The 23355-nt window shown below is 62.4% G+C and carries 15 protein-coding genes; 5 read left to right on the top strand and 10 right to left on the bottom strand.

Going from position 1 to position 23355, the window contains the following annotated elements:
* Positions 1 to 95: 95 nt before the first annotated feature.
* The gene (locus PSH90_RS03865; RefSeq protein ID WP_305382210.1) at positions 96 to 851 is read right to left on the bottom strand and encodes a tetratricopeptide repeat protein; all 756 of its coding nucleotides are present in this window, start codon (positions 849 to 851) and stop codon (positions 96 to 98) included.
* Complete coding sequence (locus PSH90_RS03860; RefSeq protein ID WP_130928102.1) at positions 848 to 1528, bottom strand: Fe2+-dependent dioxygenase; 681 nt, start codon at positions 1526 to 1528, stop codon at positions 848 to 850. The genes PSH90_RS03865 and PSH90_RS03860 overlap by 4 nt, the downstream gene beginning before the upstream one ends.
* A gap of 207 nt (positions 1529 to 1735) precedes the next feature.
* Here PSH90_RS03860 and PSH90_RS03855 point away from each other — a divergent pair, with 207 nt between their 5' ends.
* The 3 genes from PSH90_RS03855 to PSH90_RS03845 all read left to right on the top strand — a co-directional run bounded on the left by PSH90_RS03855 (position 1736) and on the right by PSH90_RS03845 (position 7415).
* Positions 1736 to 4057, top strand: coding sequence for a TonB-dependent siderophore receptor (locus PSH90_RS03855; protein WP_305382208.1), 2322 nt, complete (start codon positions 1736 to 1738; stop codon positions 4055 to 4057).
* A 235-nt stretch (positions 4058 to 4292) separates the two neighbouring features.
* A complete protein-coding gene (locus PSH90_RS03850; RefSeq protein ID WP_305383106.1) occupies positions 4293 to 6821 on the top strand; it encodes a sulfite reductase flavoprotein subunit alpha in 2529 nt (842 codons plus the stop codon).
* Positions 6822 to 7046: 225 nt separating this feature from the next.
* The gene (locus PSH90_RS03845; protein WP_056782898.1) at positions 7047 to 7415 is read left to right on the top strand and encodes an endonuclease domain-containing protein; all 369 of its coding nucleotides are present in this window, start codon (positions 7047 to 7049) and stop codon (positions 7413 to 7415) included.
* Between the two features lie 466 nt (positions 7416 to 7881).
* On the opposite strand, the gene PSH90_RS03840 is transcribed toward PSH90_RS03845, so the two are convergent.
* From PSH90_RS03840 to ptsP, 4 genes are all read right to left on the bottom strand, one after another.
* Positions 7882 to 9423 carry an alkaline phosphatase gene (locus PSH90_RS03840; RefSeq protein WP_305382207.1) on the bottom strand — a complete coding sequence of 514 codons (1542 nt, stop codon included), beginning with the start codon at positions 9421 to 9423 and terminating at the stop codon, positions 7882 to 7884.
* 171 nt (positions 9424 to 9594) lie between these two features.
* Complete coding sequence (locus PSH90_RS03835) at positions 9595 to 11328, bottom strand: PTS fructose-like transporter subunit IIB (protein WP_305382205.1); 1734 nt, start codon at positions 11326 to 11328, stop codon at positions 9595 to 9597.
* Positions 11329 to 11339: 11 nt separating this feature from the next.
* The gene (pfkB, locus tag PSH90_RS03830) at positions 11340 to 12281 is read right to left on the bottom strand and encodes a 1-phosphofructokinase (RefSeq protein WP_256809566.1); all 942 of its coding nucleotides are present in this window, start codon (positions 12279 to 12281) and stop codon (positions 11340 to 11342) included.
* Positions 12281 to 15142: a phosphoenolpyruvate--protein phosphotransferase gene (gene ptsP / locus PSH90_RS03825; protein WP_305382204.1), complete on the bottom strand. Its 2862-nt coding sequence runs from the start codon at positions 15140 to 15142 to the stop codon at positions 12281 to 12283. The genes pfkB and ptsP overlap by 1 nt, the downstream gene beginning before the upstream one ends.
* 305 nt (positions 15143 to 15447) lie before the next feature.
* Between ptsP and cra the strand changes: the two genes are divergently transcribed.
* Positions 15448 to 16443, top strand: coding sequence for a catabolite repressor/activator (gene cra, locus PSH90_RS03820; RefSeq protein WP_305382202.1), 996 nt, complete (start codon positions 15448 to 15450; stop codon positions 16441 to 16443).
* Between the two features lie 3 nt (positions 16444 to 16446).
* On the top strand, positions 16447 to 17223 hold the full coding sequence (locus tag PSH90_RS03815; RefSeq protein ID WP_305382201.1) for a TatD family hydrolase: 777 nt from the start codon (positions 16447 to 16449) through the stop codon (positions 17221 to 17223).
* A 47-nt stretch (positions 17224 to 17270) separates the two neighbouring features.
* On the opposite strand, the gene PSH90_RS27465 is transcribed toward PSH90_RS03815, so the two are convergent.
* From PSH90_RS27465 to PSH90_RS03795, 4 genes are all read right to left on the bottom strand, one after another.
* Complete coding sequence (locus PSH90_RS27465; protein ID WP_370695133.1) at positions 17271 to 17960, bottom strand: methyl-accepting chemotaxis protein; 690 nt, start codon at positions 17958 to 17960, stop codon at positions 17271 to 17273.
* Positions 17961 to 19543: 1583 nt separating this feature from the next.
* Positions 19544 to 20383 carry a regulatory signaling modulator protein AmpE gene (gene ampE, locus PSH90_RS03805; protein ID WP_056782885.1) on the bottom strand — a complete coding sequence of 280 codons (840 nt, stop codon included), beginning with the start codon at positions 20381 to 20383 and terminating at the stop codon, positions 19544 to 19546.
* Complete coding sequence (gene ampD, locus PSH90_RS03800; RefSeq protein WP_095180353.1) at positions 20380 to 20940, bottom strand: 1,6-anhydro-N-acetylmuramyl-L-alanine amidase AmpD; 561 nt, start codon at positions 20938 to 20940, stop codon at positions 20380 to 20382. Before ampD ends, ampE begins: the two co-directional genes overlap by 4 nt.
* A 64-nt stretch (positions 20941 to 21004) precedes the next feature.
* Positions 21005 to 23182, bottom strand: a complete 2178-nt coding sequence (locus PSH90_RS03795; RefSeq protein WP_305382198.1) for a DUF1631 domain-containing protein — start codon at positions 23180 to 23182, stop codon at positions 21005 to 21007.
* Positions 23183 to 23355 lie beyond the last annotated feature (173 nt).

Below are 23355 nucleotides of genomic sequence, written 5' to 3'. Positions count from 1 at the left end.
TTCGGCAAAGCACTTTCAGGTCGGCGTACCTCTTAAACATCCCCCAATCAGTCCCCTCTCCCTCCGGGAGAGGGTTAGGGTGAGGGCTTGCGAATTCAGACGCGCTGCAATTCTGCATAGCGAAGCGAGAACCGAGCAGCCATCCCCTGGATTTTTGGATCTGTAGCACTTAACAGCGTTTCACTCGCCACCCGCAGAAAATTCAGATTGCCCCCGGCCAAGGCTTTCTCAAGCCAAACAACCGCTTCATCAACCCGCCCCTCAGCCGCCAACACCGCCGCATAACTGAACTGCCCACGAAAATCCCCTCCCTCAGCCGAACGCCGATACCAGTCACGCGCCGCCAGCGGATCCGCCGGACACACCTGCCCTTCCTCCAGATAGCGCCCCAGCAGGTTCATCGATTTCGCATGGCCCAACTCAGCTGCACGCCGGTACAACGCCAGCGCCTGCTGATGATCAACCGTCACCCCGCGCCCGGTGGCCAGTAGATTGGCCAGGTTGTACATCGCCCAGTCCAGCCCCGCCTCGGCAGCGATCCGATAATGCTGCGCCGCGACCGAGGCATCCGCCGCACAACCCCAACCATGCTCATGACAACGCCCGAGCATGTTGCGCGCCATCAGATGCCCGCGCCCGGCGGCGATACCGAACCAGCGCAATGCAAGCGGTTGATCCTGCGCGATGCCCTGACCGTCCAGCAGGATCTGCCCAAGCAGCGCCTGCGCTTCAACCTCTCCCTCGCCTGCCGCGAGCAAAATCGCCTGCGCAGCGCGGGCGGGACTTTCTTCAAGCATTACCGCCAACCCGGCGGCGTCGAGGACTTCCTCGCGGCGCAACTGGAAACTCATACCTCGACCCAGCGCCGCAGCAGGTTGTGATAAGTGCCAGTGAGGCGGATCAGCGAAGGGTGATCAGGCATGTCCTGCGTAAGCTGCTGAATCGCCCCGTCCATTTCGAACAGCAGCGCGCGCTGGCTGTCTTCGCGCACCAGGCTCTGCGTCCAGAAAAACGAGGCATAACGCGCACCACGTGTGACCGCATTGACCTTGTGCAAACTGGTGCCCGGATACAACACCATGTCGCCGGCCGGCAGCTTCACGCGCTGGGTGCCGTAGGTGTCCTGAATCTCCAGTTCGCCGCCGTCGTAATCTTCCGGCTCGCTGAAAAACAGCGTAGCCGACAAATCGGTGCGCACCCGCTCGATGCTGCCCTTGGGCTGGCGCACGGCGTTGTCGATGTGAAAATCGAAACTGCCGCCGGCCGTGTAGCAGTTCACTAGCGGTGGGAAGACTTTGTGCGGCAGTGCGGCAGACATGAACAGCGGATTCTTCCACAGCCGCTCGAGCATCGCCGCGCCGATTTCCTTGGCCAGCGGGTGGCCTTCGGGCAGTTGCAGATTGTGCTTGGCCTTGGCCGACTGGAAGCCGGCGGTGATCTTGCCGTCGGCCCAATCCGCTTGCTCCAGGGCCTGGCGGATGCGCTGCACTTCGTCTTTTGCGAACAGCCCGGGTATGTGCAACAGCATGGCGATGTCACCTGATGGCAAGAAGGCGGCAATGGTATTGATTCTTATTGACTGTGTAAAACCCCCGAGACGAACGAACAGGCAGAGACCGTAAGAGCAAATTGTAAAGAATGTAAATTCAATGCGAATAACAATGTTTCGCAATTGATACGAATACCTGTTTACCCTATATTCCGCCGCCTCAAATCCTTGGGGAGGGGAATAAAAATGGCACGTCAACACGCACAATTACCGGTCAGTTCACCACGTCTGCTCGCCTCGGCAATCGGTGTCGCAATCACCGCCGGCTCGGCTGGGCAGATGGTCTTCGCGGCGGAAAAAACCGAGAGCAAAACTTCCGGCAACGCCATTGCCCTGGATGCCACCGCCATCACTGGTGAAGCCCAGGACTCGACCTCCTATCAGGTCGAAAAAGCCTCCTCGCCCAAGTACACCGCACCGCTGGTCGACACGCCGCGCTCGGTCACCGTCATCCCGCAGCAAGTGCTCAAGGACACCGGCGCGCTGAATATGCAGGACGCCCTGCGTACCGTGCCGGGCATTACCTTCGGTGCCGGTGAAGGCGGCAACCCGCAGGGCGACCGTCCATTCATTCGCGGCTTCGATGCTCAGGGTGACACTTACCTGGACGGCGTGCGCGACACCGGTTCGCAGAGCCGCGAAATCTTCGCCGTGGAAAACATCGAAGTCAGCAAAGGCCCGAACTCGGCGATTGGCGGTCGCGGCGCCGCCGGCGGCAGCATCAACCTGGTGAGCAAGAAAGCGCACCTGGGCAACTCGTTCGACGGCGGCTTCACCTACGGCTCCGACCAGACCCAGCGCTACACCCTCGACGGCAACTATCAGTTCAGCGACAGCGCTGCCGGCCGTCTCAACCTGATGAGCCACGAGAGCAACGTCGCCGGTCGCGACAAGGTCGATTACGACCGTTGGGGCATCGCGCCGTCGCTGGCCTTCGGCCTGGGCACCGATACCCGTGTAAACCTCGACTACTACCATCTGGAAAGCAACGACACCCCGGACTCGGGCATCCCGTACACCATCCCAACCGGTGGTTCGGCCGCACGCACCAAGTCCAACCCGGACAAGCCATACGCCGGGGGCGATCACGACAACTTCTATGGTCTGGATCGTGACTTCCGCAAGGGCCGCACCGACACCGCGACCTTCGCCATCGAGCACGACCTCAATGATGCGCTGACCATCAAGAACACCCTGCGCCACGGCAGCAGCATGCAGGATTACATCCTCACCCAGCCGGATGACAGCAAGGGCAACGTCAACAACGGCAGCGTCTGGCGTCGGGCCAACACGCGGGTGAGCAACACCGAAACCACCACCAACCAGACCGACCTGTTCGGCACCTTCTACGTGGCCGGTTTCAAGAACAGCTTCTCCACCGGTGTTGAATACACCCGTGAGCAGAGCGAGAAATCCTCGTACAACGTCAACACCGACACCACGCCGCGTACGACCAATGTGCCTTCCAGCAGCAACTGCACACCGGCGATGATTGGCGCTTCGAGCGGTTACAACTGCACCTCGCTGTCGAACCCGAACCCGAACGATCCGTGGAACGGCGCGATCTCGCGTAACTACGCCGGTACCGACACCCAGGCCGACACCTACGCGCTCTACGTGTTCGACACGCTGGAGTTGTCCGAGCAATGGCTGGTGAACATGGGCCTGCGCTACGACCACTTCGACACCGACTACAAGACCTACAACGCCGCAGGCACCACCACCTCCAAGGGTGATGACACCAGCGAATTCGTCACCGGCCAGTTCGGCGTGGTCTACAAGCCGGCGGAAAACGGCAGCATCTATGCCTCTTATGCGACCTCGGCGACACCGCCGGGGAACACCTTGGGCGAAGGTCAGGAAGGCAACCCGCTGGGCGGCACACCGGATCGCAGCGGCAACCTGCTGAGCAGCGACATGGAGCCGGAAACCACCAAGAACTACGAGATCGGCACCAAGTGGGATCTGCTCAATGATCGCCTGTCGCTGACCGCCGACATCTTCCGCACCGAGAAGGAAAACGCTCGCGTGCAAGTCGATACCAGCTCCTACGAGAACGCCGGCAAGACCCGCGTGCAAGGCTTCGAACTGTCGGCCAGCGGCAAGATCACCGACAAGTGGCAGGTGTTCGCCGGTTACGCCTTCATGGACAGCGAACAGGTTGGCGGTGGTCCGTTGGGTCGCGCCAACGACGGCAACGATCTGCCGAACACGCCGAAAAACAGCGCCAGCCTGTGGACCACGTATCAGGTCACGCCAAAGCTGACGATCGGTGGTGGCGCGTTCTACGTCGACGACGTCTACGGCAGTGTCGCCAACACGACGATGGTCGATTCGTACGTGCGTTACGACGCGATGGCGGCCTACAAGCTGACCAAGAACGTCGACCTGCAACTCAACGTGCAGAACCTGACCGACGAAACCTATTACGACAAAGCCTTCTCGACCCACTTCGCCAATCAGGCGGCGGGACGCACGGCGCTGTTGAGCACCAATTTCCACTTCTGACCAATGGGAATACCTGTGGGAGCGAGCCTGCTCGCGAAGGCAATCTTTCAGCAACATCGATGCTGACTGACACACCGCTTTCGCGAGCAGGCTCGCTCCCACAGGGAATGTGCCGCGAGGCTCGGCCCCGTTCATTCAGTTGAACGGGGCTTTTGTGTGTTACGCAAAACGCTTCTTGATAACCCACGGCATAATGCGCGCCGTGATGACAATTTCCGAACGGACGGCGAGTGACGTGTTGAAGAAAACCCTGTTCCAGTTGCACTGGTTTTTTGGCATCACCGCAGGGCTGGTGCTGGCCCTGATGGGCATCACCGGCGCGGCCTATTCGTTTCAGGACGAGATCCTGCGCGCGCTCAATCCGTCCGTTCTGCAGGTGGAAAAACAGGTAGCCGGCGTGCTGCCGCCAGTGGAACTGGTGGAGCGCATCGAAGCCGCCTCCGGCAAGAAAGTCGCGATGCTCTGGGTCGAGACCGACAGCGGTCACGCCGCACGCGTTTACTTCACCCCACCCAAAGGCGAACGGCGTGGCGAGATGCGCTACTTCGATCCGTACACCGCCGAGTTCAAGGGCGACGCCACCGGTCAGGATTTCTTCGGCCTGATGCTGCAACTGCACCGCTTCCTCGCCATGGGCGACACCGGGCGCAACATCACCGGCGCCTGCACCTTGATGCTGTTGTTCTTCTGTCTCTCTGGCCTGTATTTGCGTTGGCCACGCCAGTGGAACAGCTGGCGCGTGTGGTTGACCCTGGACTGGAAAAAGAAGGGCCGCGCGTTCAATTGGGATCTGCACTCGGTGGCCGGCACCTGGTGCCTTTTGGTCTATCTGCTGCTGGCGTTGACCGGGTTGTCATGGTCGTACGAGTGGTACAACAAGGGCCTGACCCGACTGCTTTCCGACGCGCCGCAAAACGAACGCATACGCGGCGGTCGCGGCCCGGCGCCGGAAGGTCCGGCACCGACCGCCGACTACGCAGCGATGTGGAGCAGCATCTACAGCGCTGCCGGCCCGGGTCTGGCCGCGTACAACATTCGCATGCCGGCGGTGGCCGGCCAGCCGGCGACGGTGTTCTACCTGCTCGACAGCTCGCCCCATGACCGCGCGCTGAACCAGATCACCCTCGACCCGGCCACCGGCGTGGTCAAACGCGTCGACCGCTATGCCGACAAAAGCTTCAAGGCCCAATTGCTGACCAGCATTTATGCGCTGCACGTGGGCAGCTATTTCGGCCTTGTCGGGCGCATCATCGTGACGATCGCAGCAGTGTGCATGCCGCTGTTTTTCATCACTGGCTGGCTGCTGTATCTGGACCGTCGGCGCAAGAAAAAGCAGATCAAGGATGCCCGCCAAGGCCTCGCGCAACCGTCCGCCGAGGCTTCGGCCTGGCTGATCGGTTTCGCCAGTCAAAGTGGTTTCGCCGAACAATTGGCGTGGCAGACCGCCGGGCAATTGCAGGCCGCCGGGCTGCCGGTCAACGTGCAGCCGCTGGCCAATCTGAGCGAACAGGATCTGCGTGAGTCGAACAACGCATTGTTCGTGGTCAGCACCTTCGGCGACGGCGAAGCACCGGACAGCGCCCGTGGTTTCGAGCGCAAAGTGCTGGCCAAGGCCTCGACACTCGACAGCCTCAACTACGCCGTGCTCGGCCTCGGCGATCGGCAGTACGCGCACTTCTGTGGCTTCGCCAAACGCTTGCATCAATGGCTCGGCGAGCACGGCGGCAAGACGCTGTTCGCCCCGGTGGAGGTCGACAGCGCCGATCCCTACGCGCTGCGTCACTGGCAAACGCAACTCGGCCAGCTCACCGGACAGGCGCCGAGCGAAACCTGGCAAGCACCCAGCTACGACAACTGGACGCTGGTCCGTCGCGAACTGATGAACCCCGACAGCAGCGGCGCGCCGGTCTATCTGCTCGGCCTCAAAGCCCCGGACACCCGCAGCTGGCTGGCCGGTGACCTGGTCGAAGTGCTGCCACGCAATTGCCCGTGGGCGATCGAGCATTTCCTCGACGGCCTCGGCATCCGTGGCGAAACACCGGTGAAGGTCAACGGCATCGACGAACCACTGGAAGTGGCCCTCGCCTCACGCCAACTGCCCGAACACCGCGCGCATCTGGTCGGCTTGCATGCGCAGTCGCTGGTCGACGCGATGGTGCCACTGGCGATGCGCGAATACTCGATCGCCTCGATTGCCGCTGACGGTTTGCTGGAGCTGATCGTGCGTCAGGAACAGCACAACGACGGCAGCCTCGGCATCGGCTCCGGCTGGCTCACCGAGCATGCGCCTGTGGGCGGCAGCATCAGCCTGCGCGTGCGGCGCAACAGTGGTTTCCACCTGCCGAACGAACCCGTGCCGATGATCCTGCTGGGCAACGGCACAGGTCTCGCCGGCCTGCGCAGCCTGCTCAAGGCACGCATTGCCGATGGTCAGCAACGGCAGTGGCTGCTGTTCGGCGAGCGCAACCGCGAGCACGACTTTCTCTGCCGCGCCGAGCTCGAGGAGTGGTTGGTCAATGGTGATCTGGCGCGGCTGGATCTGGCGTTTTCGCGGGATCAGGCTGAGAAGGTTTATGTGCAGGATCGCTTGCGTGAGTCGGCGGATGAACTGAAGAAGTGGTTGGCTGATGGTGCCGTCATTTATATCTGCGGCAGCCTTCAAGGGATGGCCTCAGGCGTAGACCAGGCGCTCAACGATATCCTCGGCAGCGCCGAAGTCGAACGCCTGATCGAACAGGGCCGCTATCGCCGGGATGTTTACTAACGCCTGCGAAAACCCCCTCACCCTAGCCCTCTCCCAATGGGAGAGGGGACCGATTGGGGGATGCTCGAGATCGACGCCGACCTGAGCGTTCTTCACTGAATCCATAGCCATAATCACCTCGGTCGGCTCCCTCTCCCTCTGGGAGAGGGCTGGGCGGGCGGCGTTCCGATGAGGGAAATGGGCTACTGTTAAATCTCCACTCAACTTCACAAGGACCGTGAAGCCATGCCAAGCCGCCCTACCCTCGCCCAATTCGCCCGCCACTTGCGCACCAACCAGACAGATTGCGAACACCTGCTCTGGCAGCGCCTGCGTTCCCGGCAGATAGCCAACCTGAAATTTCGCCGACAGTTTCCATGTCCGCCGTTTGTGCTGGATTTCTATTGTGTGGAGTTGAGATTGGCGATTGAGCTGGATGGTGGCCAGCATTATGAGACGGCCGGGGTGGTTCACGATCGGCGCCGGTCGAACTTCCTGTCTCAACAAGGCATCGACGTCGTGCGATTCAGCAATCTTGAGGTGCTTCAGCAGATGGATGACGTGTTGGAGCAGATCATCAGAATTGCGGCAGAGCGGAAAATGCCCTCACCCTAGCCCTCTCCCAGAGGGAGAGGGGACTGATTGGGGGATGCTCGAGATCGACGCCGACCTGAGCGTTCTTCACTGAATCCAAAGCCATAATCACCTCGGTCTTCCAGGTCGATGCTTAACGCGAGACACCTCGGTCGGCCCTCTCCCTCCCAGAGGGCGAGGTGACTGATTGGGTGATGCTTGAAATCGACGCCGACCTGAGCGTTCTTCACTGAATCCAAAGCCACAATCACCTCGGTCTTCCAGGTCGATGCATGACGCAAGACACCTCAGTCGGCCCTCTCCCTCCCAGAGGGCGAGGTGACTGATTGGGTGATGCTTGAAATCGACGCCGACCTGAGCGTTCTTCACTGAATCCAAAGCCACAATCACCTCGGTCTTCCAGGTCGATGCATGACGCAAGACACTTCGGTCGGCTCCCTCTCCCTCCGGGAGAGGGCTGGGGTGAGGGGCTTTTGATCCAGCGTGATTAAACAGGCTGCAACTTCTGCTCAAACACTGCTACACCATCCAGATCCCGCAACACCACGCTCATCTCGCCGCTCTGCCCTTCGATATTCACCTCACCAAAAAACTGAAACCCGGCAAACGGCGAAGTGTTCTGTGCGGGCGGTGCTTTCTCGAACACCACCTCTGGGCCAAACGTCTTGTCCAACGGATTCGGCCCGAAACTGCCGGCGTTCAACGGTCCGGCAACAAATTCCCAGAACGGTTCGAAATCCTGAAACGCCGCGCGGTCCGGATGATAGTGATGCGCCGCGCAGTAGTGCACGTCCGCCGTCAGAAACACGAAATTGCGCACCTGCTGCGCACGTAAAAATCCGAGCAGCTCGGCGATTTCCAGCTCTCGCCCCTGCGCCGGGCCGGGGTCGCCGTTGGCCACGGCTTCCCAACGCGCAACGCCCGCACTGACCTCGCCGTCCGGCACGCCAAGGCCGATGGGCATGTCGGCGGCGATGACTTTCCACTGCGCCGTCGATGCCTGCAACTCACGCTTGAGCCAGTCCAGCTGCTCGCGGCCGAGAAACGGTTTTGCCGCGCCCAGGTTGGCATCGTTGGCCTCGCGATAGCTGCGCATATCCAGCACGAATACGTCGAGCATCGGCCCGTAGCTGAGCTTGCGATAAATCCGCCCGCCGCCGTCCGCCGCTTGCAAACGCATCGGCGCATATTCCAGCCACGCCTGCCGCGCGCGGCCGACCAGCTTGTGGATATCTTTCTCCTGATAGCGTTCATCCAGCTGCTTGCCCGGCGACCAGTTGTTGACCACTTCGTGGTCGTCCCACTGCCAGATCTGCGGCACCTCGGCGTTGAAGCGGCGGATGTTTTCGTCCATCAGGTTGTAGCGATAGTTGCCGCGATAATCGTCGAGGGTCTGCGCGACTTTGCTTTTGGCTTCAGTGGTGACATTGCGCCAGATGCGCCCGCTTTCTGTGGTCAGTTGCGCGGGCACCGGGCCGTCGGCGTAGATGGTGTCGCCGCTGTGGATAAAGAAGTCCGGCAGACGCAGGCGCATGGCTTCGTAAATGCGCATGCCGCCGATGTCCGGGTTGATCCCGAAGCCTTGGCCGACGGTGTCACCGCTCCAGACAAAACGGATGTCGCGCCTGGCCGTCGGCACGCTGCGCAGATGGCCGAACCACGGTTCGCTGGCGACGCCGCTCTGGGCATCTTCGAAGTGCACGCGATAGAAAATCGCCTGGTTGGCCGGCAGGCCGGTGAGTTCGACGCGGGCGGTGAAATCGCTGCGCGCATCGGCCAGTGGCGAGACGAATTTGCGCGGGTTGCCGAACAGGCTGCCGGTGTCCCACTCGACCACCATGCGCGCCGGCCGATCGCTGCGGCTCCAGATCATCGCGCGGTCGCCGAGCAGGTCGCCGGACTGCACGCCGTCGGTGAGCTGCGGACGATCCTTGACCGAGGCAATCACCGCCGGCGCCAGCCCCGGCAGCAACAGCCCGGCGCCGACCGCTTGCATGACGCGACGCCGACCGAGATTGAAATCGCTCATGGTGTTCTCCCTGCAAAAGGGAAAACTTAAGCACGGGTGTATGAATCCGCTATGACAATGCAGACTCCTGTGGGAGCGAGCCTGCTCGCGAAGGCGTCCTGCCAGCTACCACATCTTCAGCTGACACTCCGCTTTCGCGAGCAGGCTCGCTCCCACAGGGTTTGGCGGGTATCAGGCGTTGACGGGTTCGACTGCCAACTCGACAGCCTCAGGCCGTTTGAGCAGCGCATACACCACCGCCGTGACCAGGCTCCCCGCAACAATCGCCAGCAGATACAGCAGCGCATGGTTGATCGCATTGGGGATCGCCAGCACGAACAAGCCACCGTGCGGCGCCATCAGTTTGCAGCCGAAGTACATCGACAAGGCACCGGTCAGCGCGCCGCCAGCGATGCTCGCTGGAATCACCCGCAGCGGATCTTTCGCGGCAAACGGAATCGCCCCTTCCGAGATAAAGCACAGGCCCAGCACGAACGCTGCTTTGCCGGCCTCGCGCTCGGTCTGCGTGAACTTGCGCCGGGCAATGAACGTGGCGATGCCCAGACCGATCGGCGGCACCATGCCGGCGGCCATGGTCGCGGCCATCGGTGCGTAACTCTGCGAGGCCAGCAGCCCCACCGAAAACGCATAGGCAGCCTTGTTGATCGGCCCACCGAGGTCGACGCACATCATGCCGCCGAGCAACACGCCGAGCAGAATCGCGTTGGTGGTGCCCATGCTGTCGAGGAACTGCGTAAGCGCGGCGAGCATGCCGGCGACCGGTTTGCCGACCACGTAAATCATCACCAGGCCGGTCACCAGACTGGCCAGCAACGGAATGATCAGAATCGGCTTCAACGCTTCCAGGCTCTGCGGCAATTTCACATAGCGGGCGATGGCTTTGGCGGCATAACCGGCGATGAAACCGGCAATGATCCCGCCGATGAATCCGGCGCCCAGAGTGCCTGCGAGCAAGCCGCCGATCATCCCCGGCGCCAGGCCCGGACGGTCGGCGATCGAGTAGGCGATGTACCCGGCGAGCAGCGGCACCATCAGCTTGAACGCGGTTTCGCCGCCGATCTGCATCAGCGCCGCCGCCAGCGTGCCTTCTTCCTTGTAAGCGGTGATGCCGAACACGAACGACAATGCGATCAGCAAACCACCCGCCACCACCATTGGCAGCATGTGCGACACACCCGTGAGCAGGTGCTTGTAGACGCCGGTTTTCTCGGACTTGGCCGGGGCCTTGCCGTCGCTTGCCGCACTTTCGACAGCGCCTTCGGCCAAGGCTTTTTTCAAAGTCGCTTCAGACTGCTTCAGCGCAACGCCCGTGCCGCAGCGATAGATCTTTTTGCCGGCGAAACGCTCGGTGGCGACGTCGATATCCGCCGCCAGCAACACCACGTCAGCCTCGGCGATGGCCGTTGCGCTGAGCGGGGTTTTCGCGCCGACCGAGCCTTGGGTTTCGACCTGCAATTCATAGCCCAGACGCTTGGCGGTCTGCTGCAACGCTTCGGCGGCCATGAAGGTGTGGGCGACGCCGGTCGGGCAGGCCGTGATGGCGACGATGCGCGGCGCACGTGGCGCATCAATGGCCGGTTCGACTGCGCTGGCCACGTAGACTTCGGCTTCTTCAGCACCGCGACGCAGTACCGCTTCGACATCCTGCAGCGCCTGCGCCGGAGCGATCTGGAACACGCGCTTGCCGACGAAGCGACTCATGTCCACCGCGCCAGTGGTGACCAGCAAGACCCACTCGGCGGCTTCGATGGTCGCCGCCGACAACTCGCGTTCCGGGTGTGCCGGATCGACCACTTCAACGCTGGTGCTCCAGCCCTGGCGCTGCGCCGCTGCATCGAGCAGGCGCGCGCACAGCACACTGGTGACCATGCCGTTCGGGCAAGCCGTAACAATGGCTAACTTCATCACAAACCCTCTTATTGTTCTGTCAGGGGACGCACGCGCACGCCCTGTTCGAGCTGCGCCAGTTGCGCAGCGTCGTTGATGCCAAAACCGATCTGGGTCACCGCCATTGCCGCAATCGCGGTGGCGGTGCGCAGGGTTTGCTCGGGGGTGTCGGCGCTAAGCAGACCGTGGAGCATGCCTGCCAGCAAGGAGTCGCCGGCACCAACCGTGCTGGCCACGCTGACCTTCGGCGGCGAGGCATGCAGGGCCGAGCCGACACTGAACCAGTTGACCCCGTCGGCGCCGTGGGAGATCACCACGTGCTCGATGCCTTGCGCATGCAAACGTGCGGCGGCTTGTGCTTCGGCGATCGGCGACACCACTTCGCAGCCGAGGGCGTGGGCCAATTCTTCGGTGTTCGGTTTGATCAGCCAGGGGCTGGCCTGCAACGCGGCGCGCAAAGCCTCACCGCTGGAATCAAGGGCGACTTTCAAGCCGAGCGCGTTCAGCCGTTCAATCAGCTCGCGCAACCATTGCGCAGTGACGCCACGCGGCAGACTGCCGGCGACCACCACCGCATCGTGCCCCGGTGCGATCTGCAGCAAGCGATCAAGCAAAGCTTGCTGCGCCATTGCATCGACCATTGGCCCCGGACCGTTGATGTCGGTGATGCGTCCGTCCTGTTCGGCGACCTTGATGTTGCTGCGCGTCTCGCCCGGCACGCGGATGAACGCGTCGACAAAACCACGCTTGGCGAACAGGGTTTCGAACGCTTGCAGATTGTCTTCGCCGAGAAAACCGCTGACGGTGACCTGATGGCCGAGATCCGCCAGCACCTGGGCGACGTTGACGCCTTTGCCCGCAGCGTGGGTGTGCATCTCCTCGCTGCGATTGACCTGACCGGCATCCAGCCGCGACAGCTCGACGGTGAGGTCGAGTGCCGGGTTGAGTGTCAGGGTGAGAATCTTGGCCATTACAGGGCCTCCACTAATGCGCGCACTTCATTCGCGCTGCCCACGGCCAGGGCCTGTTGAGCGAGGGTTTGCGCCTGGGGCAGGCTGAGTTCACGGATGCGCGCCTTGACTTCGGCAATGCTGCGCCCGGACACGCTGAGCTCGTCGACACCGAGGCCAACCAGCACCGGCACCGCCAGCGGATCCGCCGCCAGCTCGCCGCAGACACCCACCCATTTGCCATGGGCATGGGCGGCACGCACGGTGATGTCGATCAGTTGCAGGACCGCCGGGTGCAGGCCGTCCGCTTGTGCAGACAGCGTCGGATGACCACGGTCGATGGCCAGGGTGTATTGGGTCAGGTCGTTGGTGCCGACGCTGAAGAAATCCACTTCCTTGGCCAGCACTGGCGCAAGCAACGCGGCGGACGGCACCTCGATCATGATCCCCAGTTGCAGGTCGGCGACTGGAATTTCCAAACGCAAGCGTTCGGTCATGTCGCGGGCCTGGCGCCACTCTTCGACGCTGCCGACCATCGGGAACATGATCCGCAGCGGACGGTTGTCGGCCGAACGCAGCAAGGCGCGCAGTTGCGCTTCCATGATCTGCGGCCGCTGCAGGGTCAGGCGAATGCCGCGCACGCCGAGGAACGGATTTTCTTCCTTGGCGATCGGCCAATACGGCAGCGGTTTGTCGCCGCCGACGTCGAGCGTGCGCACCACCAGCGGCCGTCCGGCCAGACCATCGAGGACGCGACGGTATTCGGCTTCCTGGGTCGCCTCATCCGGCGCCTGCGGGTGGGCCATGAAAATCAGTTCGGTGCGCAGCAGGCCAATGCCTTCGGCGCCCTGCTCCACCGCGCTGGTCACCCCAGCGCTTTCGCCGATGTTGGCGAACACTTCGACGGCGTGGCCGTCGGTGGTGTGTGCCGGTTGATGGCGTTGTTCGGCGGCGATCTTCAGGCGTTGCTCGCGGGTGTCGCGCTCTTCAGCGGCACGTTTGAGGGTCGCGGCATCGGCGTCGACATGCAGACGGCCACGCTGACCGTCGAGCAATAGCGGCGTGCCCGGCTCGAGCAACAGCACCGCTGCACCCGCGCCGACCAGTGCTGGAATACCGAGCGCGCGGGCGACGATGGCGCTGTGCGCGGTAGCACCGCCGCGCGCGGTGAGAATCCCCGCAACCCGCGCAGGATCCAGACGCGCGACATCGGACGGGCCGACTTCGTCCATCACCAGAATGTACGGTTGCTCAGGTTCGTTCGCGGTCTGCACGCCACATAGCTGCGCCAGCACGCGACGGCCGATGTCGCGCAGATCGGCGGCACGCTCGGCGAGCAAAGCGTCCTGCAGCGATTCCTGCTGTTTGGCGGCGGCTTCGATCACCGCCATCCAGGCCGCTTCGGCGCTTTCGCCTTGCTTGAGGCGGGTGTCGACTTCGTCGGTCAGATCCGGGTCGTCGAGCATTTCCTGGTGAGTGATGAAAATCTCGCGGATGGCTTTGGCTTTGCTGCGCTCGATCAGGCCCTGAATGTCGCGGCGCACGTCGCTCAGGGCTTGCTTGAGGCGCTCGCGCTCGATGGCCGCCGACTCGCCGCGCAACGGGTAATCGATGGCTTGCAGCACCTGAATGTGCGCAGGGCCGATGGCGATGCCCGGTGCGGCAGGAATCGCCTGCAACAGGCTGCCGGAGGCCGGCGCGATCAGCACTTCGGCGATGTCGGCGATCACTTCGCGCTGCTGACTCACGGCCGGCAGCGGCTCGACTTCCTCACCGAGGCCTTCTTCAATCGCCGCGAGCAAGGCCGGCAAGGCATCGCTGGCGATGCTCGGTTCGGCAATCAGCTCCAGCACCTGACCGCGGCGGGCGCCGAGGCTGAGCAGTTTGCTCAGGCTTTTCACCGACACGGCGCTGTCCTGGCTGTCGACGATGCGCACGCGAATTTCGCCGTCAAAACTCTTCGCCAATTGCGCAAGAATCTTCGCTGGTCGTGCGTGCAGACCGTGGGCATTGGCCAGGGCAATACGTGCACTCGGCCAGTCGGCCGGCAGTTCACCGCCGAGCACTTCAAGGACTTTGCGGCTGCTGGTGGCGCGGCCCAGTTCGTGGCCGCGACCTTCGATCAGCAACGCGCACAAACGCTCGAGCAGCGCCTGATGCGCTTCGCCCAGACTCGCCAGGCAGAACAGTCCGCTGAGCGGCTGGCCGAGGTAGCGCATCGGTTTGTCCGGGGTGACGAACGCCAGTCCCGGACGCTTCACGGTCTGCTCGCTGTGCAGCCACCACAGGCCGTCGCCCAGTGGCAGCGCTTCAACCTGCTGCAACACGCCGGCAAAGCCGTTGCTCACACAATCGGCCTGACGCAGCAGACGGGCGCCGCGCCAGACCAGTTCTTCGAAATCGTCGGCCGACACGCCGAGGCCGATCATCTGCGCATCGAGCGCCAGTTCCTGCGGCGCGCCTTGCAGCAGCTTCAGCAGCGCTTCGGGCGAGCTGGCGCGACGCAGGGCCTGGCCCAGATCGGTCTCGCCGAGGGCGCGGGTCAGCAGTTGCAGCAGGCGCAGGTGTTCATCGGATTTCGCCGCGATGCCAATCGCCAGATAAACGGTCTGGCCATCGCCCCAATCGACGCCGTCGGGAAACTGCATCAGGCGCACGCCGGTGGCGAATACCTGATCGCGGGTTTCCGGCGTACCGTGGGGAATGGCGATGCCTTGACCGAGAAAGGTCGAGCCCTGGGCTTCCCGGGCCTGCAGGCCGGCGAGGTAGCCGTCGGCAACCAGACCATCGGCGACCAGATGACTGGCCAGCAATTGCAGGGCAGCGGGTTTATCCACGGCCGACTGGCCCATGGATATCTGCTCTATAGTGAGCTCGAGCATGCGATCTCCTTTTTGGCGCAGTTCAACGCCAGGTATTGTTTTGAATGGTTCACAGCTTAGGCGCTCTGCCGCGCTTTTCAGCGGCAGTTTTGGCGGTTTCACGGCAGGACCGGCCAAAGGCGTCTAAAACGTAGAAAATACGCTTGCTGAAACGTTTAATCTAGATTGATCGGCACGTTACTCGATAATGTCTCATCCTTGAAGTCCAACTGGTCGGATCTGCCCAGGCAATAAGTCGACTGCCCTTATCGGGTAGGATTGGCGAAAATGTCGCGGCATGCTCGAAAAAACAAGGAAATACCGGGTTGAAACTCAGTGATATCGCGCGGTTGGCCGGCGTCTCCGTCACCACCGCCAGCTACGTCATCAACGGCAAGGCCGAACAGCAACGCATCAGCAACGCGACCGTCGAGCGCGTGCGCGCGGTGGTCGATCTGCACGGCTTCACGCCCAATCCGCAAGCGGCTGGCCTGCGCAGTCGGCACACGCGCACCTTGGGCTTTATCCTGCCGGATCTGGAAAACCCCAGTTACGCGCGGATCGCCAAGTTGCTCGAACAAGGCGCGCGGGCTCGCGGTTATCAATTGCTGATCGCCAGCTCCGACGATGCGCCGGACAGCGAGCGCCAGTTGCTGCAACTGTTCCGCGCGCGCCGTTGCGATGCGCTGATCGTTGCCAGTTGCCTGCCGGCCGGTGATGACAGCTATCGCCAGTTGCAGGCCAAGGGTCTGCCGATCATCGCCATCGACCGGGTCATGGAACCGGAGCATTTCTGCTCGGTGATCAGCGACGACCGCAAGGCCAGCCTGCATCTGACCCAGAGCCTGCTCGATCCGCAGCCAAAGCAGATCGTGCTGCTCGGCGCACGCCCGGAGCTGAGCATCAGCCAGGAGCGTGCCGCCGGTTTCTGCGCAGCGCTCAAAGACTTCAAAGGTGAGGTGCTGGTCGAGCACGCCGAGTCGTTCAGCCGTGAGTGCGGCAAGCAATTGATGGAAGAACTCCTGCAGCGTCTAGGGCATTTGCCTGACGCGCTGGTGACCACTTCCTACGTGCTGCTGCAGGGCGTGTTCGATGCGCTGTATGATTTCCCGCTGAAATCGCGGCCGCTGCGCTTGGGCACGTTCGGCGACACGCAGTTGCTGGATTTCCTGCCGTTGCCGGTCAACGCCATGTCCCAGCAACACCAGTTGATCGCCGACAAGGCCCTGGAACTGGCCCTGGCCGCCGTCGAGCAGGACGACTACCAACCGGGCGTGCAAGCCATTGCGCGGACCTTCAAGCAGCGTATTCATCGGGACTGAAGCGTGGAGCTGATCGACAGCCACACCCACCTCGACTTCCCCGACTTCGAAGCCGATCGCGCAGAGTTGCTGGCCGAAAGCCGCGCCCTCGGCGTGCGGCGCATCGTCGTGCTGGGGGTGCATCAGGGCAACTGGCAACGGGTGTGGGACCTGGTGCAGAGCGATGCCGACCTGTACGCCGCGTTCGGTCTGCATCCGGTGTTCCTCGATCAGCATCGCTCCGAGGATTTGCTCGCACTGGGTGACTGGCTGACACGCCTGCGCGGGCATCGGCAGTTGTGTGCGGTGGGCGAGATAGGCCTGGATTACTTCATCGAAAACCTCGATCGCGAGCGGCAACAGTCGTTGTTCGAAGCGCAGCTGCAACTGGCGGCGGACTTCGAGCTGCCGGCGCTGATCCACGTACGCCGCAGCCACGCGGCGGTGATCGCCACGCTCAAGCGCTTCAAGCTCAAACGCGCCGGCATCATCCACGCCTTCGCCGGCAGCCGTGAGGAAGCGCGGGAATACCTCAAGCTCGGGTTCAAACTGGGTCTCGGCGGTGCTCCGACCTGGCCGCAGGCGTTGCGCATGCATCGGGTCCTGCCTGAACTGCCGCTGCAATCGGTGGTGCTGGAAACCGACTCACCGGACATGGCCCCCGCCATGTTCCCCGGCCAGCGCAACAGCCCGGCGCATCTGCCGGCGATTTGCGCGGCGCTGGCCGAGCTGATGAATATCACGCCTGAACAACTCGCCGCTGCCAGCACCGCCAACTGCTGCGAAGTCTTCGGCTGGTAACACGTACCCGGGCACTCGTCAGCTCCTACAGAGGGATGATGTGGGATTCAGACGCGAAACGCGCTGATCAGTTGTTTGAGTTCAACCACCTGCGCCGACAGCGCGCGGCTGGCATCTTCGGTCTGGTGCGCGCCTTGCGCCGTGCGTTCGCCGGCACGGTTGATCTCGACGATATTCTGGTCGATGTCGTGGGCCACGGCGGTCTGCTGTTCGACGGCGGCGGCGATCTGCTGGTTCTGATCGACGATCATGCCCACCGCGCCAAGGATGTTTTCCAGCGCCTGCTGGACCTTCTCCGATTGGCCCACCGTGCCGTTGGCCATCTGATGGCTGACGCCCATGGCCTTCACCGCCGCGCCGACGCCACCGTGCAGCTTGGCGATCATCTGCTCGATTTCTTCGGTCGATTGTTGGGTGCGTTTGGCCAAGGTGCGTACTTCGTCGGCGACCACGGCAAAACCGCGCCCCTGCTCGCCGGCTCGCGCGGCTTCGATCGCCGCATTGAGCGCCAGCAGGTTGGTCTGTTCTGCGATGCTCTTGATCACCTCAAGCACACGGCTGATCGACTGGCTGTCGCTGGCCAGTTGATTGATCACCAGCACCGACTGATCGATTTCGCTGGCCAGCGCGGCAATGCTGCCCTGCTGCGATTCCACCAGACCACGACCGCTGAGGGTTTCGTCGTTGACGCTGTGGGCGCTGCTCACCGCGGCCGCAGCACTGCGAGCGACTTCCATTGAGGTCGCCGACATCTGGTTCATCGCCGTCGCCACTTGTTCGATCTGCGAGCGCTGCCCGGCCACGGCCTGATTGCTCTGCGCCGACACGCTCTCCACCTGCCCGGCCTGGCGCTCGACCTCACCCACGGTGTGGCCCACGCGTTCGATCAAGTCGTGAATCTTCTTCACCGTACCGTTGAACACCTCGCCCAACTCGCCCAGTTCATCACGGCTGCTGGCCTTGAAGTTGACGGTCATGTCACCGGCCGCGACCTTGTCCATCATCGCGCCCAGGCTTTTCAGGGTGGTCCGGGTCGAGGCGTAGAAACCGCCATAAAGATAGAAAATCAGCACGAACACCACCGACAACGCCGAGGCTTGCAGAATCATGTGCGTGCGGTTCTGCGCCAGACGCTGCTGCAACTGGCTGTCGAGGAATTTCAGCGTGGCCTGATTGAGCTGGTAGGTGTGTTCCATCAGCCCGGTGACCTGATCGTAGAATGCCTGCCACGGCGCATCGAGGGTGTCGGCCATCACCACTTGCTCTTCGAACAGTTCGCTGGCCCGCTTGAGCGAAGCCTTGCTGGTGTCGGCCTGGGCAGTGAGGGATTCGCGTGCGGCGCTGCTGGAGCCGAGGGCGTCTTGCAGTTTCAGGGCGTACTCGGCCTGGAGTTTTTCGATCTGCACCAGCAACTCGTCGAAACGCGTGCTCGAGGAACTGTTGAGAAAGCCCTGGCCCAACGAATACGAACCCATCGCCCGGCCTTCGCCGAGGGTTTGCGTGACGCTGGGGGTGATCAGCGTAACCAGTTCGCTGAGCTGACGAATGTCGCTCTGGTTGTCGCGGCTCAACCCGGCCTGACTGGTGATGATCTGGCTGAAAATCTGCGCACTGGCCAGCAACTTGCCGATCAACGCGCTTTTGCTTTGCAGCGAGCTCTCTGCTTGCTGGGCCTTGAACGCGGCGATCATTTCATCGCGCTTGGCCTCGAATTGCTTGATCTGCTCGGGGTCTTCGGTCATCGCCGTCAGCCCTTCGAGCCGCGCGAGCAAAGCCTGCTCCAGCGTCTGGATCTGCGCTTCGACATTGCCGGCCTTGCCGGACTGGCCGAGGGTAACGTCGATCTGCACCAGATTGTTCAGGGTCTCCAGATCCCGGCGCAGGTTCAGGCTGCTGCCCAGCAGGTCGAGGCTCTGCAATTCGACGCGTGTGCCCTGAAATTCGCGATAGGAATCGCGTACCAGATAGAAATTGGTCACCAGCATCGGCACCAGGAACAGCACGCTGATCAGGCTGAACTTCATGCCGAAGCTCAGACGGTTCATCAGCGAGACGGCGGGATAGAGCAAGCTCTTCACTGGAAGTCTCCCTTGGTTTTTCTTGTTTTTATTGGCAGGCGCGGGACGAGAGCAGATAGCCACTATCGGGCGCTATCTCTGTATAGCGTAAATCGGCGGGAGGTTTTGTAACTTAAGGTTAATGGCAATGCAGTGATCGCCAAATCAAAAGCAAAAAGATCGCAGCCTTCGGCAGCTCCTACAGGGAAATGCGTTCCAAGGTAGGAGCTGCCGAAGGCTGCGATCTTTTGATCTTGCTGTAATCAGTGAACCAGAACCGTCCACAAGGCAAACCCGGCATACCACAGCACCGCCGCACGCAGCAGCAGTTCCCAAAGGCAATCGAGGGTGTTGATGCCGTCCGGGCCGACCACTGGCGGTGGAACTTCCCCGGCTGCCAGGCCGACCTTGTTGATCAACTGCGCAGCGCTGATGTTCCAGTTCAGCAGCTCATGCAGCATCACCCGGCTGACCGCAACGAAGTTGCCGACCAACGCAAGACTCGCCGCCAGCAAGCGCACCGGCACCCAATCGAAGGCATGACGCAACTGCGCAGCACGCTCGACCAGCGCCGGATTGCAGCCGTGCTCTTCGGCTAGCGCCAGCAGGCGATAGGCCAATGCCGCCACGGGGCCGAGGAGGAAGTACCAGAAGATCACCGCGAAGAAACTCTGATAGGCCTGCCACAGCAGATGCCCTTGCACCCGCTCGAGCAACTGCTCGCCGTTGTCGGCGCAGATATCCAGATCGCGCTTGGCGACGTGCGCCGCCGCTTGCAGATCCTCACGGCGCCAGGCATCGCGGAACGGGCCGAGGCCGCCGAGCAGATCGCCGCGTCCGAGGCTGTAGATCACCACCAGCAAATGCACCGGCAGCGCCAGCAAACCGTACGCCACAGGTTCCAGCACCAGCAGCAACAGCGCCAGCAACGCCACCGGGCACAGCACCAGAATCGTCAGCACCAGCCACGGTTGCCTGGCCAGCCGTTTGCTGTTTTCGAGTTTGTGCAGTTCGCGGATCCATCCGCCGTCGCGTTGAAGCCGATGGCGCAGAGCCGAAAACTTCTCGATCCACAGCGCCAGCAGTAACACCAGAAAACTCATTGTCCTTCCTCTTTTGCCAGGGCGGCGCGGTAGCGTGCCCAGTCGAATGCCGGTCCCGGATCGGTCTTGCGCCCCGGCGCGATATCGCTGTGGCCGCAGATGCGCTGATCGGTGATCGCCGGAAAGCGTTTCTGCAACTGCCGGGTCAGCGCAGTCAACGCGCGATATTGCTCGTCGGTGAACGGCAGATCATCGGTGCCTTCCAGCTCGATGCCCACGGAAAAATCGTTGCAGGTTTCACGGCCTTCGAACATCGAAACGCCGGCATGCCACGCCCGTTCCAGACAGGAGACAAACTGGGTGACGTTGCCGTCACGTTCGATCAGAAAATGCGCCGAGACGCGCAGGTCAGCGATGCCTGCAAAGTACGGGTGTTCGGTGACATCCAGACGATTCTGGAAAAATTCCTGCACCTTGCCCGTGGCGAATTGCGCCGGCGGCAGGCTGATGTTGTGGATGACCAACAGGGACACTTCGCCCGCCGGGCGCTCATTGAAGTTGGGCGACGGGCAGATCTGCACGCCATGACACCACCCGCTCGCGGGATCCAACTGCATACCGATTCCTTCAACGCCGACCATGTGGGCGCCCAGTATGCCGCGATCCGCCCTCACCGCGCGATCACTTGCCGCGATTGAGTCGCCGCAGGTCGCCCAGCACCGATTCCAGTGCGCGGTCGAACAGCAAGGTGTCATCCAGTGCGCGCGCGGCGCCACGGCTGAAAGCCAAGGCGAGGTCGGTGCGGCTGTGCTCCAGCACTTTCGTCCCGGTGCGGTCGACGAAGACATATTTGCCGGTCTCTTCGATGATCGCGGCGAGTTTGCAACGCAAGGTCTGTTCCTCGTCTGCGTCGAACACCACCCAGTTGCCCACACGCAACTGCTCGACCTGAGACAGAGCGGCAGCGTCTTGCGCCAGGCGCGGCGCCGGGGTGGCTGCTGCCTGGTCGGCAATGTGCTGCAAGACCTCGGGCGTGACTTCGATCAGCGGCATGGCGCTGTGCTCGGCATCGTCGGAACGTTCCAGCACGCGTACGTGCAGAGCCTCCAGTTCGCTGAAAAATTCGCTGGTGGCAAACGGGTCGAACGCGGTACTGCTCAGGCCATCGCGCAGCGACTTGAGCAAGCCCGGCACCAGCGCCAGCAGGCGCAGGCTGGATTCGCCGTCGTCATGGCGCTGCACGCTCCAGACCAACTGCTCCATGGTCTGCACGTCGGCGTGCCATTCGGCGGACTGATCACCGTGCTTGAGGCAGGTCAGCAACAGCACTTTGCTCCAGGCCTGCTGGACGAAACTGACCACCGTCGCCGGCAGCACCTGGCCCAGCAGAGCCTGCTGCAACGCCTGTGCAACGCGATGCTGAGCCAGTTCGGCTTTTGCCCGGCCTTCCTCGGCATCACGCAAGCGTTGTTCCAGCAGTTCAGTGCGACGACGTTCTTCCTGAGTGAAGGCGAGGAAGTCGGCGAGCAGTTCGGAGAAGATCGCCGGGTCGTCGACAAACTCGCTGAGCAAGCGCTGTACCACTTGCTCGATGCGCACATAGAGGTTGTCGCGCTCAGCGCCGTCGCAATCGCTCCAGCCCATTGCGGCCTCGGCGATTTCGTTGAGCAGGCGCCGCGCCGGGTGCGTGCTGCGGCTGAAGAAACTCTTGTCCAGCACCGCAACCTTGAGCATCGGAATCTGCAATCGGCCGATCAGCGCCTTGAGCGCATCGGGCACATTGCGATCGTCGAGGATGCAGTCGAAAACCATGGCGATCAGGTTGATCACATCTTCGTCGGCAGTCGCGACAACGCGGGACCTGCCGCTTCTGACGCTGACCCGGGTCAGCAACTGTTCGAGCTGATGACGCAGATCGAAATCTTCCTGAGCCTCCAGCGCCGGTACGTATTGCTGCAAGTGCGACAACAACCGCAGCAGGTCGCGGGTGTTGATCGGATGCGCCGGTGCGCCGGGCTCCAGGGTCGGTGTGACGCGGCCGCGGACCTGGGCGAGCAATTGCTGCATCGCGGCGAACACTTCCTCGATGCCTTCGTCCGCTGGCGGCTCGTCGAGATCTTCAATCAATGTGTCGCTGTCCGCAGGCTCGACCATGCGACGAGCCACGGCGGGTTTCAGATGTGGCAACACGCCGGTGGCGAGCAACAACTGATTGGCCTCGCCATACAACTGTTCGGTGTCAGCCAGCACATAGCGTTCGAACAGCTTGAGCAGGATCAGCTTGACCTTGATCTCGACGCCGAGGTTACGTCCGGCCTGCAGGAAATATTCGCAGAGCATCGCCGGACTCAGCGGGTTGTGCTGATCGTCCAGACGCTTGCCGAGCATCGAGCTGAAGCGTGCGGTCAGTTGGTCGAGAGCGAAGCCGTCGCGCTTGAGCACACGGCTGACCATGGTCTGCACGGCGACGGTGCGCTCCATGGCATCGGTGCGCGGCGCCGACTCTTCGACCACCGGCGTGCGTGGCAGGGTGTTGGCGGCGGGGTCGTATTGGGTAAGGCCGGCGAAGGCTTCGAAAAACAATTCGAGAAAGCCACGCTCGATGTTCTTGCGCTTGAGGCGCAGGTCGCGCATGGCTTCAAAAAAAATGTTCTGATCGACATCGTTGCGCGCCCGGTCGGCCATTTCGAACAGCGTGTCGTCAGCGTTATCGAACAATTCCTGCAAATCGTGGCGCAGCTGCTGCGCAGCCTTGTCGCGAACCTGCAGCAGAATCACCGGCAAGCGGGCAAGCGGCGAGTGGTCCGCCAGATCGGCAGTCGCCCGGTGCAAAGGCACCACTTTCCCGTCGTTGCGCATCCAAGCCTCCTGGAACGGTGATTCGGTTCGTCGCTTTCGACACTGCCCCAGCGGAGTCGTTCGTCAAAGCCATGACGTCAAATACAAGGCGGATTATCTGGCAAAAGAGGCCGACGATGCTATAGGCCTCAGGGTTTCCCCTATACACCATGCCTCTCGCACTCAGCGCAGGA

Origin of the sequence: Pseudomonas sp. FP1762, from assembly GCF_030687105.1 — a bacterium.
In the GTDB taxonomy this organism is placed as follows: domain Bacteria; phylum Pseudomonadota; class Gammaproteobacteria; order Pseudomonadales; family Pseudomonadaceae; genus Aquipseudomonas; species Aquipseudomonas siliginis.
Note: the sequence above shows the minus strand (reverse complement) of the source record. Positions and strands in the feature narration are given on the sequence as shown.

Bases quoted from the DNA above. Each gene is read 5' to 3' on its own strand.
- PSH90_RS03865 (WP_305382210.1), bottom strand. From the start codon at position 851: ATGAGTTTCCAGTTGCGCCGCGAGGAAGTCCTCGACGCCGCCGGGTTG.
- PSH90_RS03860 (WP_130928102.1), bottom strand. From the start codon at position 1,528: ATGCTGTTGCACATACCCGGGCTGTTCGCAAAAGACGAAGTGCAGCGC.
- PSH90_RS03855 (WP_305382208.1), top strand. From the start codon at position 1,736: ATGGCACGTCAACACGCACAATTACCGGTCAGTTCACCACGTCTGCTC.
- PSH90_RS03845 (WP_056782898.1), top strand. From the start codon at position 7,047: ATGCCAAGCCGCCCTACCCTCGCCCAATTCGCCCGCCACTTGCGCACC.
- PSH90_RS03840 (WP_305382207.1), bottom strand. From the start codon at position 9,423: ATGAGCGATTTCAATCTCGGTCGGCGTCGCGTCATGCAAGCGGTCGGC.
- PSH90_RS03835 (WP_305382205.1), bottom strand. From the start codon at position 11,328: ATGAAGTTAGCCATTGTTACGGCTTGCCCGAACGGCATGGTCACCAGT.
- pfkB (WP_256809566.1), bottom strand. From the start codon at position 12,281: ATGGCCAAGATTCTCACCCTGACACTCAACCCGGCACTCGACCTCACC.
- ptsP (WP_305382204.1), bottom strand. From the start codon at position 15,142: ATGCTCGAGCTCACTATAGAGCAGATATCCATGGGCCAGTCGGCCGTG.
- PSH90_RS27465 (WP_370695133.1), bottom strand. From the start codon at position 17,960: ATGGAAGTCGCTCGCAGTGCTGCGGCCGCGGTGAGCAGCGCCCACAGC.
- ampE (WP_056782885.1), bottom strand. From the start codon at position 20,383: ATGAGTTTTCTGGTGTTACTGCTGGCGCTGTGGATCGAGAAGTTTTCG.
- ampD (WP_095180353.1), bottom strand. From the start codon at position 20,940: ATGCAGTTGGATCCCGCGAGCGGGTGGTGTCATGGCGTGCAGATCTGC.
- PSH90_RS03795 (WP_305382198.1), bottom strand. From the start codon at position 23,182: ATGCGCAACGACGGGAAAGTGGTGCCTTTGCACCGGGCGACTGCCGAT.